Source organism: Nocardia huaxiensis, from assembly GCF_013744875.1.
Lineage (GTDB): Bacteria > Actinomycetota > Actinomycetes > Mycobacteriales > Mycobacteriaceae > Nocardia > Nocardia huaxiensis.
Genome location: NZ_CP059399.1, coordinates 6,625,867 through 6,643,295, shown reverse-complemented (window position 1 = coordinate 6,643,295; position 17,429 = coordinate 6,625,867). Strand labels below are relative to the sequence as shown.

Sequence of the window (17,429 nt, the reverse complement as noted above, 5' to 3'; positions counted from 1 at the left end):
AGGTGCTTGATGGGTTCGCTGTGGCATGGCTTCGCCGATATGGGTGCGGTCGAGCGTGATGGGGCATTCGTGGTGGCGCGGGGCGAGGGCGCCTACATCTGGGACGAGGCCGGGAATCGGTACCTGGATGCCACCGCGGGATTGTGGTTCACCAATGTGGGTCACGGGCGGCGCGAGATCGCCGACGCGGTGGCCGCGCAGATCTCCGAGATCGCGCACTACTCCAACTTCGGTGACCTGGCCTCGCCGGTGCTGCGGGACCTGGCCGAGCGGCTCGCGGCGATCGCGCCGGTGCCGGGCAGCAAGATCATGTTCACCTCCGGCGGCTCGGACGGCATCGACACCGCCGCCAAGATCGCCCGCCGCTACTGGTTCGAGCAGGGCAAGCCGGACAAGACCCTTATTGTCGGCCGGCAGAAGGCGTACCACGGCATGCACGTGGCGGGCACCTCGCTGGCGGGCATCCCGGTGAACCGCGAGGGCTACACCGGCGAGTTCATGCCCGACGCGCGCACGGTCGCCTGGGACGACGCCGCTTCGCTGTCGGCGCTCATCGCCGAGGTCGGCGCGGACCGCATCGCGGCCTTCTTCGCCGAGCCGATCATCGGCGCGGGCGGGGTGTACCTGCCGCCGGAGGGCTACCTCACCGAGGTGCGCCGCATCTGCCGCGAGAATGACATCCTGTTCGTGGCCGACGAGGTCGTCACCGGTTTCGGCCGCATCGGCGGATCCTGGTTCGCCTCTTCGCGATTCGATCTGCAGCCGGACCTCATGACCACCGCCAAGGGCCTCACCTCCGGCTATGTGCCCATGGGCGCGGTGTTCGTGGCTCCGCGGGTGGCCGAGCCGTTCTTCGCCGGTGGCGTCTGGTTCCGCCACGGCTACACCTACGGCGGCCACGCCGCCGCGGCAGCCGCCGCCATGGCCAACCTGGACATCATGGAGCGCGAGCACCTCCTCGACGCCAGCAAGAACCTGGAATCGCTGCTGCACGAGCACTTCTCGCCGCTGGCCGCGCATCCGCGCGTGTCCGAGGTCCGCAGTGGTCTGGGCGCGGTCGCCGCCGTCCAGCTCGCCGATCCGGCCGAGGCCCTGCCCATGGTGAAAACCCTGCGCGCGCACGGCATCTCCACCCGCGCCGCCGGTCAGGGCGCTCTCCAGATCTCCCCGGCCTTCGTCATCGCCGAGGACCAGATCAAGGACATGGCAGCCGGTTTCGCCCGCGCACTGGACGCGTAGCGACGCAGCGCAGCCGAACGGACGGTCCGGGCATGAATGTGTCCGGACCGGTTCGTATTCCGCTAGTGCTCGTCGTGCCCGGTCAGGTCCCCGGCGGGGATCTGCTTGAGCTTCACGACCGCGAGGACCGCCAGGACCAGTGCTGCGGCAGCGGCGATTCCGGCGGTCACGTGGACGCCGTGCATGAAAGCCGCACGCGCGGTGCCGAGTACGGCCTCACCCAGTTGGCCGGGCAGGGTGGCGGCGACTTCCACCGCGGCGCCGAGGGTGTCGCGCACCGAGTCGCCGCCGGGTAGGTGCGGTGGCAGCGAGTCGGCCAGATCGCCACGGTAGATGGCGACGCTGATGCTGCCCAGAATCGAAATGCCCAGCGCCCCGCCGAGTTCCGCGCCGGTCTCGGACAGGCCCGAGGCCGCCCCCGCCTGCTCGGGCGGGGCCGAGCCGACGATCAGCTCGGTGGTGATGCCGAACACCGGAGCCATACCGAGGGCGACGAGCAGCGAGGCGGCCACCGCCAGCACCGGGGAGCCGCCGGTCGACAGCCCGGTCATGAGCGCCAATCCGATTGCCGCCACGGCCATTCCGACGCCGATCACATAGGCCGGACGCACATACCGCACCACGCGGGGCGCGGCCTGCGATCCGATGATGAATCCCAGGCTGGACGGCGCCATGGCCAGCCCCGCCTGCATCGGCGACATGCCCAGCACCAGCTGGAAGTACTGCGCGACGAACAGGAAGTACCCGAACATCACGAACACGGCGAGCACATTGATCGCCAACCCGGTCCGGAATGTCCCGAGCCGGAACAGTCGTAGATCCAGCATCGGATCCGGCCGCGTCAGCTGCCGTCGCACGAAGACCGCACCCGCCGCCGCACCGACGATCGCGGCAACCAGCGGCAGCGCGCCGAATCCGTCCTGCGCGACCTTCTTCATGGCCAGCACCAGCGCGATCATGGTCACCACACTCAGTGCGGCACTGGGCAGATCGAGCCGCCCGGCGTTCTCGTCCCGGAACTCCGGCAGCACCCGCGGCCCGAGCGCCAGCAGCAGCACCATGACCGGCACCGCCAGCAGGAACACCGACCCCCACCAGAAGTGCTCCAGCAGCAGGCCACCGGCGAGCGGCCCGACCACGCCGCCGGCGGAGAACGCTGTGACCCAGGTGCCCACGGCCAGCGACCGCTGCCGTGCGTCGCGAAACATATTGAAGATCAACGACAGTGTGGACGGCGCGATGGTCGCTCCCGCGATACCCAGCAGCGCCCGGCACACGATCAGCAGCTCGGCCGAGGGCGCGAACGCCGCGATCAGCGACACCACCCCGAACAGCGCCGCGCCGATCATCAGCAGCCGGCGCCGCCCGATCCGATCGCCGAGCGTGCCCATGGTGATGAGCAGCCCGGCCAGCATGAAGCCGTACACGTCGATGATCCACAGCAGTTCGGTGCTGGTGGGATGCAGTGTGGCGCTGATCTGCGGGACGGCCAGGTGCAGCACCGTGAGATCCATGGCGTACACCAGGCAGGCCAGGGCGAGTACGCCGAGGCCGATCCATTCCCGTCGACCGGCGAGCTCGGTGGGTGTGCCGGACGCGACTGGCCCGGTGCTGGTTTCCACGGCGGAGTTCCTTCCGATCGGATGCGGCAACTGCCCGTGCTGACGATGCGGTAGTCAGAATCTCATCGCCCACCGACAGGAACGGCAACCGATTTTCCGCGTCCGCGCATTCCCGGGCTCGGTCGGCCGCACACCGGAAGGTGCCGCGCCGACACCGAATCAGCGCGGTTCGGAAGGACTTTCGAGCAGGGGCCGCTGGATCAGATGGTGACCGGATGGTCCGCGACCACGCGCCCGCCCAGGCGCACCCAGCCGTCGGAGTCCCACTCGGTGAACAGCTGAGAGCCCTCGCCCTGGGTGATGTAGACCCCGCGCTGCAACTGCGCGGTGAGCGCGATGGCCGCCGCGCCGGTGGCCTCGTCCTCCGGAATTCCCATGGCGGGTGCGAACATTCGCGCGCGCAGCGCACCGCGGGCCTCATCGGTCCACGCCCACACATAGTGCTGTCCGGTGGCGAAGTCGGCCGGATCCAGCGTGGACATCTCCTCGAGGCTGGAGAACTCGTGGAACTCGAACTTGGGCGCCCACTCGTGGCGGGCGCGAATCCAGGTGACGCCGTCGGTCAGCGGTGACACCTCGACCGGCCCGGCGGGCACATCCAGCACCTGCACCGGATGGCCGACCATGGCCAGCCACCAGGCCGCGCCGACGGTCGGATGGCCCGCGAACGGCAGTTCGACGGCCGGGGTGTAGATCCGCATGGTGGCGCGGTGGTCGGCGGGATCCTCGATGACCACGGTCTCGCTGTACCCGGCGCGCGCGGCCAGCGCCTGACGGTCGGTCGCGGCGACATCGGCGGCGCGGGCGATGCCCAGGGGATTGCCGAAGCGCCCGGCCGTGTCGGTGAACACGCGTACGACTTCGAGCTGTGTGCTATCGCTTTCGGGTGTACCCATGAATCCCGAGCTTACCGATGGTTACCGCGACGCGGGAGCCCCGCAGGTATCCAGCATGTCGGCCAGAGCGGTCTTTTCGGTGGGCTGCACGGTCAGCTCCCAGCGCGATTTCACCGCTATCCAGCGTCGCGCGTAATCGCAGCGGTAGTCCTCGCGCGGCTGCCACTGGTCGGGCGTCTTCGAGCCCTTGTCCTGATTGGCCTGCTTCTGCACGGCCAGCAGGTTCCCCACATCATTGGCGAACTTCTCGCGCCGTGGCGTGTCCCATTCCGAAGCGCCCGAACGCCACGCGTCGCCGAGCGCGACCACATGGTCGATCTCGATGTCGGAGGCTTTGAACCGGTCGTAGGGCAGTTGCGCGCCGGTGTACGGATCGTGCAGCACGCCCGACAGCACCAGGCACGAATTGCTATCCGCCAGACGTGTTTCCGTCAGATCGCGTTTCATGACGGTCTCGCGTGCGGTGCATCCGCCGGGGAGTTCGGGTTCGCCGCCGTGCCCGGACCAGCCGGGTCCGAAGGCATTGCGATCGTAGGATTCCCAATTGCGGTTCCAGGCCACCCGGAGCCGATCGAGTTGGGCTCGGGCCTGCTGTGCATCCGGTACGACCGTCCCGGTCGAGTATCCGGCGGACCCTTCGGGAACCGCGGGTTCCTGCCGGTTCAGCCAGAGCGTGAACCCGGCGGCGCCGAGAGCGGCGAGGACGACGACGGTCGAGAGGAATCTGCGCCAGCGGCGCCGGGCGGTGGACCGGGAACCCGTGGGCATGCGGGGGAGTCTAAGGCCCGATCCGGACACTCCTCGCGAACGTTGCAGACCGGTGATCCGATTGCAGCAATCGATTGGCAAATTCGGTGGCGTGTGTGCACCGAAATGCGAAAGGGCTGTGTACCGGATAGGTACACAGCCCTTCGGCCGTATTGCGAAGAACCGCTTCGAATCAGACCGATGCCGAGGCGAGCGCCTCGGTCGAGGCCACGGCCTGGCCGACACCGGCCACGATGGCGGCGGCGCGCAGCGACTCGAAGATCACCTCACGCGACACGCCCGCTTCACGCAGCGTGTTCTCGTGCGCTTCCAGGCAGTGCTGGCAGCCGTTGATCGAGGAGACCGCGAACGACCACAACTCGAAATCGGCCTTGTCCACGCCGGGGTTGCCGATGATCTGCATGCGCAGGCCCGCGCGCAGATCGTCGTACTTGCCCTCGAGGAACGCCTTGCCGCGGTAGAACACATTGTTCATACCCATGATCGACGCGGCGCCCAGCGCGGCGTTGTACGCCTCCGCCGACAGCACGTCGGCGGCTTCCTCGGCGATCTCGCGCAGCGTGGTGGCCGACCGGGTCGCGGCGGCCGACGCCAGCAGGGTGCCCCACAGCTGCTGCTCGTTGAGCACGGTGGTGCGCGCGATGGAGGACAGGTTGAGCTTCAGATCCTTGGCGTACTCGGGAAGCGAGTTCTTCAGGTTCTCGATGGTCAAACGAAACAGCTCCTTCTAAGACCGGCTCAGACCGACGCGGACAGCAGTTCGCCGGCGTTGATGGTCGGGTCGCCCTTCTTCCAGTTGCAGGCGCACAGCTCGTCGGACTGCAGTGCGTCGAGCACGCGCAGCACCTCGTCGACATTGCGGCCCACGGAACCCGCGGTGACCGACACGAACTGGATCTCGTTGTTCGGGTCGATGATGAAGGTGGCGCGGTCGGCGACGCCGTCGGCGTTGAGAACGCCGGTGGCCGCGGCCAATTCACGCTTGAGGTCGCTCAGCATGGGGAAGGGGAGGGTCTTCAGGTCCTCGTGCTGGGCACGCCACTGGAAGTGCACGAACTCGTTGTCGACGGAAGCACCCAGCACCTGCGCGTCACGATCGGCGAACTCCTCGTTCAGCTTGCCGAAGGCGGCGATCTCGGTCGGGCACACGAAGGTGAAGTCCTTCGGCCAGAAGAATACGATGCGCCACTTGCCGGCGTAGTCGTCGCTCGAGATCTGGGTGAAGTAGTCGTCGGGCTGCTGCGCGTTCACCTTCGACAGGTCACCGCCGATAACAGCCTTGAGGTTGTAGGCGGGGAACTGGTCGCCGATGGTCAGCAGGGCCATGCTTGCTCCTCTTTGGTAGTCGATCCGATTGTGTCGTGACTCTCGCGAACGATCTTGCCCAAACCTCGGTAAAAGGTAAAGGTGATCGGTCGCACTATACTGATAGGCGTGACTGATCAAACTTATCAGCCAACCCTGTCGCAGCTGCGTGCGTTCGTGGCGATCGCGGAATATCGCCATTTCGGAACTGCCGCAGCGCGGTTGAGCGTGAGCCAGCCCACGTTATCGCAGGCGCTGGCATCACTGGAAAACGGGCTGGGGCTGCAGCTGATCGAGCGCAGCACGCGGCGGGTCCTGGTCACGCCCGCGGGGAAGCGACTGCTGCCGCAGGCCATGGCGACGCTCGAGGCGGCGGATCGATTCGTCGCCTCGGCGGCCGGCTCCGGACTCGGTGGCACGCTGCGCATGGGCATCATCCCCACGGTAGCCCCGTATGTGCTGCCCGCGCTGTTGCCCGAATTACGCACGCAGCTGCCGAGTTTGGTGCCACATGTGATCGAGGACCAGACGGCGCGGCTGCTGGACGGGCTGCGCTCCGGGGTGCTGGACGTGGCATTGCTGGCGCTGCCCGCCGACGCCTCCGGGTTGGTCGAGATTCCGCTCTACACCGAGGAATTCGTGCTCGTGGTGCCGCGCGGGCATGTGTTCGCCGGACGCCGCGACCTGTCCCCGGCGGATCTGGACAGCCTGCCGCTGCTGCTGCTCGACGAGGGGCACTGCCTGCGTGACCAGACGCTGGACCTGTGCCGCTCCAGCGACGCGCACCCCGGTACGGTCGGTGACACCCGCGCCGCGTCGCTGGCCACCGTGGTGCAGTGCGTCGCAGGCGATCTCGGCGTCACCCTGATCCCGGAGATGGCGGTCGCCGCCGAAACCTCGCGCGGCACTTTGGATATCGCGCGTTTCGCGGCGCCCGCGCCGGGGCGCACGCTCGGCCTGGCCTTCCGGGCCTCCACCGCGCGCACCGAGGACTACGAGCATCTCGCCGACATCATTCGGGGCCTGCGGCCGGTGTGACCGGGCGCGGTTGCGGCGGGCCGCGTGCTCTGGAACCCTCGGGCCGTGCGGATTCATCACCTGAATTGCGGGACCATGGCGCGAGGGCTGGTCGATCACTGCCTGCTGATCGAAACCCGGAACGGACTCGTGCTCGTCGACACCGGATTCGGGTTGGACACCATCCGTGATCCCGGAAAGTCGCTGGGTGCGAACCGTTTCCTGCTCGGCGCGAAACTCGCGGAGTCGGAGACGGCGATCCGCCAGATCCAGGCCCTGGGCTACGATCCGCGCGACGTCCGGCACATCATCCTCACCCACCTGGACATGGATCACGCGGGCGGGCTGGCCGACTTCCCCGAGGCCACCATCCACATCCACGGCCCCGAATTCCGGGCCGCCACCGCGACGCCGACGCGTTCGGAGAAGGTGCGCTACCGGGCGGTGCAGTGGGCGCACGGACCCAAGTGGATGGTCAACGAGGTCGACGGCGGCGAGGACTGGTTCGGTTTCCGCTCCGTCCGCGATCTGCCCGGCCTGCCGTCCGAAATCCTGGTCGTCCCGCTCGCCGGGCACACCCGCGGCCACGCCGGGGTCGCGGTCGACACCGGACAGGGGTGGCTACTACACGCCGGTGACTCCTTCTTCGTGGAGAGCTCGATCCATCCGGAACAGCCTGTGACGCCATTGTTCTGGAAGCTGTACGAGCGCGGCTCGGTCCTCGGCGACGCCTACCGCGAGAACCAGCGCCGCCTGCGCGAGTTGCAACGCCTGCACGGCCATCAAGTCACGATCATCAATTCCCACGACGGCGTGGTGTTCGCGCGCGCGGCCGGCCTGTGACCGCCGACCGGCGATGGGGCCGAAAGCTGCCGACCCCGACCGACCCGCTGTTCGTCTACGGCACACTGCAATTTCCGGAGGTGCTGGACGGATTGCTCGGCCGCACACCGCATCTCGAACCCGCCGTCCTGCCCGGACGCCGGGTGGCGGCCCTGCCCGGCCGGGTCTACCCGGGCCTGGTGACAGCGAGCGACACTGTCGCACAAGGCTTCCTGCTGTCCGGCCTCACCGCCGCGGAATGGCGGATCCTGGACGATTTCGAGGACGACGAATACGACCTGTCCCCGGTCTCCGTCCACGCCGCCGACCGCGAGGTCTACGCCTGGACCTACGCCTGGACCGCCGAGGTCGATCCCCGCGACTGGTCGGCCCTGACCTTCCGCGCCGACCACCTCGCCGCCTACGCCGACCGCCTGCGCCCCGCCGCCCCGGACACGAGTCCTGTTGTCCCATAACATTCCCGCGTGCGTAGGTGTGTGATTGCCCTGTCGGCGCTGCTGGTCGCCGGATGCGGAATGTTCGGTCCGGACACGGTCAGCGGCGACGATGTCGCGAGCAAGGTTCGCGTGTACTACAAGTCCGTCGCGGGGATCGATCCGGTCTGGCTCACCTGCGGCAGTGTCGATGCCGAGGTCGGTGCCGAGGCGACCTGCACCGCCACCGATGCACAGGGGCAGAAATGGCCCATGACGGTCCGCGTCGAGAAGGTCGACGGTGCGGAGCTCGTTTACGACATCCGCTTCGACGATGAGCTCTCCGACAATCGCGCCGTGCAGGGCGGCATCGCACTGGCCCTGAAATCCAAGACCGGCTCCGATTTCCAATCCGTGCGGTGCACCGGATTGCAGAAGTACGCGATCAATGCCACCCGTATGTGTACGGCGACCGAGACCAATGGCAGTCAGTGGGAGGTCGAGTACTACCTGACCAATCTCAATGGCGGCGCGTCGATCACACTGCAGGATCCCCTCCTGTACGCGTCCAGTGTGCAGAGCATGGTGCGAACCCTGGCCTGGGATCTGTCCAGTCATTACGGGTTGTCGAGCGGAATGTTCAGCTTCGCCCAGGGCAGCGCCGCCTGTCCGAACATGCTGCGCGGCAAGGCCGGTGAGTCGGTCCACTGCACGGCGACCCTAGCGGACCGGAGCACCACCGATATCACGGTGAACGCCACGAAGTTCGAGGACGGGAAGGTCTACTTCCAGATGTATCCGACCAACGATCCCAGCCTGAGCCAGGGCGGCTGGCGACTGGCCGATCCCAGCTGAATCTTGCTGACCGGGACTGTACGACGCGGGCCACAGTCGTGCGGTAGATGTTGAGGGCATGGATACCTCGGGCATCGTCGCCGGCGCACGCAGTCAGGCACTCGGAGATCTGTTGCGGCGCAGTGCCGCCCGGCACCCGGACAAGACGGCGCTGGTGTGGCGGGAGCGGCGGGAGAGTTTCGCCGAGCTCGATGCCGCGGTGAATCGGGTGGCGCACAGTCTGGCCGATCGTGGTGTGGCGCAGGGGGATCGGGTGGCGATCTACTCGCACAACTGCCGGGAGTTCGTGCTGGCGTATTTCGCGCTGGCACGGTTGGGGGCGATCTCGGTGCCCATCAACTTCATGCTGACCGCCGACGAGGTCGCCTATATCCTGGAGCATTCCGGTGCGATCGGGTTGATCGCGGAGGATGCGCTCACCGGTGAGGCGCAGGCCGCGGTGAAACAGTTGAGCGACAGCGAGATTCGGGTTTTCGGCTGGATTCCCGTGGCCGGTCTGCCCGCCACCGCCGGCTGGGAGGACGTGACCGACTGGGAATCCCACGCCGAGACCACGGCTCCGAATGTGCTGGTCGGCGACGACGACCCCATCCAGATCATGTACACCTCCGGCACGGAATCCCGCCCGAAGGGCGCGGTTCTGTCGAGCCGAGCGCTGATCGCCCAGTACGTGAGCACCATTGTCGACGGCCGGATGACGGCCGACGACATCGAGGTGCACGCGCTGCCGCTCTACCACTGCGCCCAGCTGCACTGCTTCCTCACCCCCGACCTCTACCTGGGCGCCACCAGCATCCTGCTGCCCGGGCCCGACCCCGCGACCCTGCTGCGCACCATCGAATCCGAGCGCGCCACCAAGCTTTTCTGCCCGCCCACCGTGTGGGTCTCCCTGCTCCGGCACCCCGATTTCGACACCTACGACCTGTCGTCCCTGCGCAAGGGCTACTACGGCGCGAGCATCATGCCGGTGGAAGTCCTGCACGAGTTGTCCCAGCGCCTGCCCGGAGTGGCACTCACCAACTTCTATGGCCAAACCGAATTGTCGCCCTTGGCAACAGTTCTCACCCCCGAGGACCAGCTCGCCAAGCCCGGCTCCGCGGGCCGCCCCACCCTCAATGTCGAAACCCGTGTGGTGGACGACGAGGACAACCCCGTGGACTTCGGCGTGATCGGCGAAATCGTCCACCGCTCCCCGCAAGCCATGCTCGGCTACTGGAAGGACCCCGCCAAAACTGCCGAAGCCTTCCGCAACGGCTGGTTCCACAGCGGCGATCTGGGCGTCTTCGACGAAGACGGCTACCTCACCGTCGTGGACCGCAAGAAGGACATGATCAAAACCGGCGGCGAGAACGTAGCCAGCCGCGAGGTCGAGGAGATCCTCTATCAGCACCCGGATATCTCCGAAGCCGCCGTGATCGGCATCCCTCACCCCCACTGGATCGAAGCCGTCGCAGCCGTGGTCGTCCCCCGCGCCGACACCACACCCACAGCGGAATCGGTTGTGGCCCACTGCAAACAACGCCTGGCAGGCTACAAAGTCCCCAAATACGTGGTCTTCGCCGCCACCCTCCCCAAGAACCCCAGCGGCAAAATCCTCAAACGCGAACTACGCACCGCCCACGCCACCCTCGCGGATCAACCGAGCTGACTCACCCGATCTCACCGACATGCGCGATATTCGCGCGATCCCCGGGGTCGTCACTGACGACCCCACCGAACCACGCATCGAGAATCTCACTCAACTGCGCCCGCGAGGTAAGCCGCAAACTCAAAGCCAGCACATTGGCGTCGTTCCACTTCCGAGCCCCCTCGGCGGTGTAGGCATCCACGCACAATGCCGCCCGCACCCCCGGCACCTTGTTCGCCGCAATTGATGCGCCGGTCCCGGTCCAGCAGCAGACCACAGCCTGATCGGCCCGCCCCTCGGCCACATCCCGAGCCGCCGTCTCGCTGGCCCAAGCCCAGTCGTCGCGCTCGTCGGGTTCGAGCGCCCCATGCAGGGTCACCTCATGGCCCCGCTTGCGCAGCTCTTCGATCACCGCGAGGGCCACGCCCACATTCTCGTCGGCCGCGATTGAAATCCTCACCGGTTGACCGTCGCGCTCAGTCGAACAAATCGGTGACAGCCGTCGTGACCACGGCCCGCTGTGTCCAAACTTCGAGTTGATCCACGTCGGTGCAGTTTTCGATGCGGTCGCGAATAGTATGGGGTACATCGAACCCGCGAGCTTCGAGCACAAGCAACAGCGTGCGAATCGCGCCCGCGGTTCGGCCTTCCTTGCGTCCTTCTTCGCGTCCTTCTTCGCGTCCCTGGGCGACCAGATCGCGGAAGGTATCGCTGAGATACTCGCGATGTGTGGTGGACATCCAATCCTCCAAAGTCGCTCGAGTTGCATTGGACAAAGTCGACCAGATGAAGTCGAAATAGATTCTAGCCTGCTCCGAGCTGCGACTTCCTGGTTGCGAGGCGAGGATGTCGAGCGCTGCGACCGCGATTTCCAGGATTCGGCGATGGTTCGCCGCACGGCGATGGGCCACTGCTGACAGCACTGCGAGTTCCGGGGTTCGTGTGGCCGTTTCAAGATCAGTGATGACGGGCACCTGATCCGGGCTCGACGATGACAGCCAGTACCGGCTGCTCGGCCGCGGACAGGATGACGACCGTGTCTGCGCGGTACTCCGTTGGCACCCTTTCGGTCAGGTCTGTGCACGCTGTAGTCGCACGGTCATGCTCGGGCACGTAGTGCTGTGGAACAACAACATTCGTGTGGGTTTGTTTCAGAGCTGTTCGGCTGTGAGGAGTAGGCGGAGGTGGGTGTCGGTCCAGTGGTGGAGGGTGGTGGGAGTGGTTGGGGTGGTGAGGGAGTGGCGGAGGGTGTCCAGGGAGGTGGCGGCGGAGGTGAGGCCCAGGCGGCGGAGGGTGGTGGCGGTGGTGGTGGCGCGGTCGAACCAGGTTGGGGGGAGGTGGCGGGCGCCTCGGTGGGGGACTTCGGCGGTGAGGGAGAGAGCGGAGGTGGTGGCCGCCAGGAGGGGATCCTGTTGGGGGAGTGCGGTTCCCGGGGGGATGGGGCGGTCGGCGGAGGCGAACGCGGGGATGTGGACGGTGGTGCCGACTACCAGTGCTGTCGGGGTGAGGGTCAGGCGGCCGTGGTGGCGTTCGAGGGTGCCTGCGATGTAGCGGACGGGGCCGGATTCGCCGGAGAGCAGGTGGGCCAGGGAGTCGATGGCGCCGGGAGTGGCGGCGGTGTGGGTGTAGGTGAGGATGGCGGTGCCGGTGGGGGCCTCGAGGGTGGCTTCGAGGCGTTGTTCGCCTGGGAGATAACGGATTTCGGAGATGGCGGCGACTTCGACGGCGCGCAGGGATTCACCGCGGACGCGGGGGCGGACGAGGGACGGGGGCAGGGCGGCGAGGCGGGCGGCTTCGGCGTCGAGGTCGGTGAGGAGGAGTTCGGGCGGGAGTTTGGACCAATCGCCGGAGGAGGGAAGGACGGAGGTGCGGGCCACGCGGCTGGTGGCGAGGCGGACGGTGCGATTGGCCGAACGCACCGCGGATTCGGTGACCACATTGCCCGCCGCCAGGTCGGCGTAGCGGGCGGTGCCGGTGCGGCGGGCGGCCAGGGCCGTGGGGGAGGGCGGGTCGGTGCCCTCGGGGATGGCCACCGTGTGGTGCAGGGTGAGGACGATGCGGGCCTCGGGGTGCGCGAGATACACCTCCAGGCTGCGGGATTCGTCATCGCCGGTGACGCGGGCGCCCAGGCCGGTGAGGCGCAGGTGACGCAGGGGGGTTTGGGCGGCTTCCTCGGTGCCGAGGACGGGGACCCAGTCGCGGGCGCTGGCGCGGTGGCGGGCCACGAGTTCCGTTATGAGAGACGCGGTTCGGAGCGGGTCGTGGCGGGCGCTGCGGTCCCGGTAGGCCGACAGTTGGTCGAGCAGGTCGGTGAGGGCGTCGTGCGGCCAGCGCGCACAGGCGCTGTCGAGGGCGCGGGTGGCGGCGGTGAAGACGCCCGCCAGGTCCGGGCCGGCATGGGAGACACCGTCGTTCACGAGGTCGGCGAGCGGGGACAGCACGGAGGCGGTGGCGGTGACAGCCGCCGATCCGTCGGTCGCCGCACCCACGGTGACCTCGAGGCTGTCGGCGTCCGGGTCGAGCTCGTCGGCGACGCGAAAAGCCCAGACGGCCAAGGCGATCGCATCGGTGCGGCTACCGCGGGCAGCGTCGGCGCGTGCATATCCGATCTCGTTCGGCACCAGGAAACGCACTGTCACCGCGGACAATTCGACCGACGGCACCGGATCGCTCGCCGTCCCGCGGCGGATGATGGCCCGATAGCCGCTGCGGTGCGCACGGCGGGCAGCGGTGAAGGCTCGCGGGCCGAGCAGCTCGCGCAATTGATCATCGGTGAAGCCGCCGGGAGACCATGGCTTCCCCGAGGTGGCGGTCGACGCCGCGTCGGCTGGTTTCGTGCTGTGCGCCTTCCCGGCTTCGCTTGCCGGAGACTGCTGCCCGGCGTCGTTCCCGGCTCCGGCCGAGGCGGCCGGGACTGGAACCGCAGCCTCGTTCGCGGTGCGGTCGCCTGGGAGCGCTGGATTCTCCTGCGCCGTTGCGGAATCGGCGGTTTGCGCATTCGGTGCGGTTGCGGCGGACGAGGTCTCCGTACTCGCGCGGTAGGCGAGGACCGCCATCACGCGATGCCGGCACACCGTCGTGGCCGAGCAGGTGCAGGGGGCGGCCTCGAGGGTGGTGCCCGGGGGCAGGGTGGTGCGAATGCCGTCATGGAAGACGACTTCGACTGTGCCGTCGGGTGATTCGGTGAGCGCCGGTGGGGTGGCGCTGTTCTCCTTGACTGCGCGTTTGAAGATGCCGCGGTTGGCCAGGCTGATGAGCGAGTCGTCGGTGAGGGCGAGCAGGTCGGGGCGCATGGTCATCCGATCGTTTCGGCGATGAAGGCTGCCAGTTCGCCGGGGGTCATGGCGCCGACGTGGACGCCGACATCGGCGAGACGCTGGGCCGTGTCACGGTCGAAGACCGGGTTCGCCGCTTCATCGAGGGCGGCCAGTCCCAGCACGGTGCTGCCCTCGGCGACCAGAGCGGCGGCCGTGCGCACCAGGAAGGTGTCGCTGCCGCCCTCGTAGAAGTCGCTGATGCAGGCGATGATTGTGCGCCTGGGGTTTTCGACCAGCTGGGCGGCGTAGGCCAGGGCGCGGCCGATGTTCGTGCCGCCGCCGAGCTGGACCCGCATGAGCAGTTCGACCGGGTCCTCGACATCGCGGGTGAGGTCGACGACGTCGGTGTCGAAGGCGACCAGGTGGGTTTTGATGCCGGGCAGATTCCACAGGCAGGCGGCGGTGACCGCGGAGTGGATGACCGAGTCCACCATCGATCCGGACTGGTCGACGAGCAGGATTACCTGCCAGTTGTCGATGTGCCGCCGGGTGCGGCCACGAAAGTGCGCGGTCTCGACGTAGAGCTTGCGCTCCTCGGGCCGATAGTGGGCGAGGTTGGCGCGCACCGTTTTCGGGAAGTCGAAGTCGGCGGCGCGCGGGATGCGGCTGGACCGGCGGGAGCGCGTGCCGGAGAAACAGGTGCGGATCTCGGTGGCCAGCCGCTCCATGAGCTCGCGCACCACCTGCTCTACCAGGCGGCGCGCCATGCGCAGCACCTCCGGGTTCATCAGGTGTTTGGTGCGCAGCACGGCCCCGAGCAGTTCGGCATTGGGTTCCAGGCGTTCCAGCACCCCCGGATCGGTGAGGATCTCCTGTAATCCGAATCGCTGCACCGCATCTCGCTCGAGCCGTTCGATGGTGGCCTTCGGGAAGAGGCGATGGATGTCGTCGAGCCAGCCCACGGCCTGCACCAGCGAGGGGCCGTCACCGCCGGTGCGGCGGATATCGCGGCGGTCGAAATCGCCGTCGCGTTCGTACAGCCAGTCCAGGGCGGCATCCTGCCCGGCCGCCTCGCCGCCGAGCGCGGCGCCGCCGCACACCGCGCCACCGGCCGCGCCCAGAATTAGCCGCCAGCGCTCGAGGGTCGGATCGAGCTCAGTCATGGTTGTCTCCAAGCTGTTTCGCGTCGACCAGGCCGTGATCGGCGAGCAGCCGATCGACCCGCGACTCCACCCCCTGTGCGCGAGCGACGGTTTCGGCGCTCACCTCCAACTTCAGCAGCGCCGACGCGGGGGCGACGATCCCGCGCATCTCGAGCAGCCGCGAGGCGATGAGGGCGCGTTCCCGCGGCGGGAACCATGCGAACGCCAGCCGCAGCGCGGGCAGCGCGGTCAGGAAGTCGTCGGTGCCGAACCGGCCGACCAATTCGTCGAGCACCGCCAGCAATCCTGGATACGGGGAGGTTTCGTCCCCCGCACTCGCAACGGAATCGTCCTCTTGCGCACCGGCTTCCAGCAGTTCCTCACGGGCGAGTGCGAACAGTCCGGCGAGGAAATCGCCGAGGACGTCGGGTGCACCGGCGAGCCGGACGGAGCGGGCCACATCCAACGTGTGCCGGGGATCGAGGGCCGCCACCGCGCCGACCGCCGCCCCGCGCAGAGCCGGTGGCCGGTCCGCCGCGGTGCAGCGGGCGAAAACGCCCACCACATCGGCACGTTCGACGCTCAGTACGCGCCCGGCGTGCAGGGCCGCGTCGCGGACCGCGACGAGTGCCTGCAGCAAGCCCGCATCGGCCGGTGCGGGACCACCGCGCAGACCTTCCACCAGCCAGAGCAGTCGCCGCACCGCCGCATCGACGAGGTTGCCGAGCAGCGGCGACTGGGCCGCCCCGAACAGCCGGTCGTGCCGCCAGAGCCCGAGCACGACCGCCAGCAGGCGTCCGAGGCCGACCGGCTCCCCGGCCGACTCGACCGCCGTGCGCACCGTGCCGATGATTCGATCGGTCAGCTCGGCGAGGCCGCAGAGCGTTGCGTCGAAAAGCACCTCGGCCAGGGCCCCGGAGTCGGAACCGGCCACGGTGAACCGTTCGCCCAAGCGCGCCGCTGCCGCTTCGGCGCAGGTGGCCCCGAGTGAGCCCGCCTCGATGAGGGCGGGCAGCCGCATATCGGACGGCGTGATCTTCCAGCTCTCACCCGGTTCCGGCGGTCGGCCGACGGCCGGTCCGGACGTGCGCGCGTATCCCGGAATGTCGAGCATGCGCAGCCGGTGCAGGACCCGGCTCGCCTCCCGCCCGGCCTCGGTGCCGAGGTCGACATCGAATCGCCCCTGGTCCGGAATGCCGTGGTGGGAAAGCTCTTTCGCCACATCGTGCACCAGCGGCGGGTGTGGGGTGCTGTCGTGCAGCCGCCCGACCGTGTCGCCCGACAGCGCCGCCACCATTTCGACGACCACCGGATCGGTGCCCGCCCGCAACTGTCCGCGCCCGGTCCAGGGCAGCGGCCGCTCCAGCGCCTCGTTGACGAGCGCTCCGGCCAATCCATCCAGAACATCGGTGCGAGAGGGCGATTCATGCCCACGTAACCGGCTCAAGCCGACGGTCAGGGTGCGCGCCCCGATGAGCGAGGCCGTCGACACCGCCTGCCCTCGTTTGCGCAGCCGCTGCACCACGGCCCGCGTCACGCTCTCTGCCGCCGCCTCGGCTCCCTCCGCCCAAAGCCGCTGATAGTAGGCGGGCGACGGCATCCCCGACTGATACCCCGCGAACGCGTCCAGCCGCCGGAAACTGAACGGCACCAGGAAACTTCCGCCCACCCCGTCACCCGGGAACGGCGGCACCTCCGGCCAGTGTGGTTCGCCGGCCGTGCTCTGTGCGAGGAGTCGGCGAATCAGCGCGGGCCGGTGAAAGCCGCCGGTGATGACGACGATATGGCCGACGTCCCGGTGCGCGGAACCCGGATCGGCGACGGCCGCGCTGACCCAGCGCGCCATGTACTCCTCACGCGCGATATCGCCGTCGGAGGCCGCATCGTCACCGCGTACGAGATCGAAATAGGTGGCCAGTCGCTCCGCCAGGGTGGCGTCGTCGCCGAGTTCGAACAGGTGATCCCACAGCGCGTCCACATTGTCGACGGCGAACTCCGCGCACAGCCGCCGCACCGCGCGCTCGTAGCGGCGTTCGGCATCGGCATAGCGGTTCTCGGTGCCGCGAAAAGCGGGATGCCAAGCGGGTAGATCGATGAAACGCACGGCCGCGCCATGGTTCCGGCCCTCGGTGAGGGCCACCCATTCTGGCGAGTAGTCGCAGAACGGAGCCCACGACATGTGCCGGGTTTCGGCGTCGCGGTAGCTGCTGAACACCGCCACGGGCAACTCGTGCCCGAGCAGCAATTCGTCGAGGCGCTCGTTCATATCGGCCGGACCCTCGATGAGCACATGCGCCGGCCGCAGCGCGCGAATGGTGTCGCGCACCAGCCGCGCACAGGCCGGACTGTGGTGCCGCACTCCGAGGAAGGTGACGTGCGCGCGGCCGAGGTCCACCCCGAGTGGGGTGTGCGGCAGTGTCGGTGAGGTCGCTTTCGCGGGCACGG

16 protein-coding genes are annotated in these 17,429 nt (G+C 68.2%); 6 read left to right on the top strand and 10 right to left on the bottom strand.

Going from position 1 to position 17,429, the window contains the following annotated elements; translation table 11 throughout:
- Positions 1–9: 9 nt before the first annotated feature.
- Positions 10–1,239, top strand: a complete 1,230-nt coding sequence (locus H0264_RS30205) for an aminotransferase family protein (RefSeq protein WP_181580696.1) — start codon at positions 10–12, stop codon at positions 1,237–1,239.
- 62 nt (positions 1,240–1,301) lie between these two features.
- Here the strand turns inward: H0264_RS30205 and H0264_RS30200 are convergent, their stop codons facing one another.
- The 5 genes from H0264_RS30200 to H0264_RS30180 all read right to left on the bottom strand — a co-directional run bounded on the left by H0264_RS30200 (position 1,302) and on the right by H0264_RS30180 (position 5,851).
- Positions 1,302–2,861: an MFS transporter gene (locus H0264_RS30200; RefSeq protein ID WP_244975991.1), complete on the bottom strand. Its 1,560-nt coding sequence runs from the start codon at positions 2,859–2,861 to the stop codon at positions 1,302–1,304.
- Positions 2,862–3,061: 200 nt separating this feature from the next.
- Positions 3,062–3,757, bottom strand: coding sequence for a PhzF family phenazine biosynthesis protein (locus tag H0264_RS30195; RefSeq protein ID WP_181580695.1), 696 nt, complete (start codon positions 3,755–3,757; stop codon positions 3,062–3,064).
- Positions 3,758–3,778: 21 nt separating this feature from the next.
- Complete coding sequence (locus tag H0264_RS30190) at positions 3,779–4,525, bottom strand: HNH endonuclease family protein (RefSeq protein ID WP_181580694.1); 747 nt, start codon at positions 4,523–4,525, stop codon at positions 3,779–3,781.
- 172 nt (positions 4,526–4,697) lie between these two features.
- Positions 4,698–5,237, bottom strand: coding sequence for an alkylhydroperoxidase, AhpD family (gene ahpD, locus H0264_RS30185; RefSeq protein WP_181580693.1), 540 nt, complete (start codon positions 5,235–5,237; stop codon positions 4,698–4,700).
- 26 nt (positions 5,238–5,263) lie between these two features.
- Positions 5,264–5,851: a peroxiredoxin gene (locus H0264_RS30180; RefSeq protein ID WP_181580692.1), complete on the bottom strand. Its 588-nt coding sequence runs from the start codon at positions 5,849–5,851 to the stop codon at positions 5,264–5,266.
- Positions 5,852–5,959: 108 nt separating this feature from the next.
- On the opposite strand from H0264_RS30180, the gene H0264_RS30175 reads away from it, so the two are divergent.
- From H0264_RS30175 to H0264_RS30155, 5 genes are read left to right on the top strand one after another with little or no spacing between them, the layout of a single operon-like run.
- Positions 5,960–6,868, top strand: a complete 909-nt coding sequence (locus tag H0264_RS30175; protein WP_181580691.1) for a hydrogen peroxide-inducible genes activator — start codon at positions 5,960–5,962, stop codon at positions 6,866–6,868.
- Positions 6,869–6,913: 45 nt separating this feature from the next.
- Positions 6,914–7,690 carry an MBL fold metallo-hydrolase gene (locus H0264_RS30170; protein ID WP_181580690.1) on the top strand — a complete coding sequence of 259 codons (777 nt, stop codon included), beginning with the start codon at positions 6,914–6,916 and terminating at the stop codon, positions 7,688–7,690.
- Positions 7,687–8,145 carry a gamma-glutamylcyclotransferase family protein gene (locus tag H0264_RS30165; RefSeq protein ID WP_181580689.1) on the top strand — a complete coding sequence of 153 codons (459 nt, stop codon included), beginning with the start codon at positions 7,687–7,689 and terminating at the stop codon, positions 8,143–8,145. The genes H0264_RS30170 and H0264_RS30165 overlap by 4 nt, the downstream gene beginning before the upstream one ends.
- A 9-nt stretch (positions 8,146–8,154) precedes the next feature.
- A complete protein-coding gene (locus tag H0264_RS30160) occupies positions 8,155–8,958 on the top strand; it encodes a DUF4333 domain-containing protein (RefSeq protein ID WP_181580688.1) in 804 nt (267 codons plus the stop codon).
- Between the two features lie 58 nt (positions 8,959–9,016).
- Entirely contained in the window at positions 9,017–10,606 is a 1,590-nt protein-coding gene (locus H0264_RS30155; protein WP_181580687.1) for an acyl-CoA synthetase, read from the top strand.
- Between the two features lies 1 nt (position 10,607).
- Here H0264_RS30155 and H0264_RS30150 read toward each other — a convergent pair whose 3' ends face one another.
- From H0264_RS30150 to H0264_RS30130, 5 genes are all read right to left on the bottom strand, one after another.
- Positions 10,608–11,045: an RpiB/LacA/LacB family sugar-phosphate isomerase gene (locus H0264_RS30150; protein WP_181580686.1), complete on the bottom strand. Its 438-nt coding sequence runs from the start codon at positions 11,043–11,045 to the stop codon at positions 10,608–10,610.
- A gap of 16 nt (positions 11,046–11,061) precedes the next feature.
- The gene (locus H0264_RS30145; protein ID WP_181580685.1) at positions 11,062–11,559 is read right to left on the bottom strand and encodes a hypothetical protein; all 498 of its coding nucleotides are present in this window, start codon (positions 11,557–11,559) and stop codon (positions 11,062–11,064) included.
- Between the two features lie 177 nt (positions 11,560–11,736).
- A complete protein-coding gene (locus tag H0264_RS30140) occupies positions 11,737–13,884 on the bottom strand; it encodes a hypothetical protein (protein ID WP_181580684.1) in 2,148 nt (715 codons plus the stop codon).
- Positions 13,881–15,005: a VWA domain-containing protein gene (locus H0264_RS30135; RefSeq protein WP_181580683.1), complete on the bottom strand. Its 1,125-nt coding sequence runs from the start codon at positions 15,003–15,005 to the stop codon at positions 13,881–13,883. The genes H0264_RS30140 and H0264_RS30135 overlap by 4 nt, the downstream gene beginning before the upstream one ends.
- Positions 14,998–17,427 carry a DUF5682 family protein gene (locus H0264_RS30130; protein ID WP_220139865.1) on the bottom strand — a complete coding sequence of 810 codons (2,430 nt, stop codon included), beginning with the start codon at positions 17,425–17,427 and terminating at the stop codon, positions 14,998–15,000. The genes H0264_RS30135 and H0264_RS30130 overlap by 8 nt, the downstream gene beginning before the upstream one ends.
- Positions 17,428–17,429: the final 2 nt, after the last annotated feature.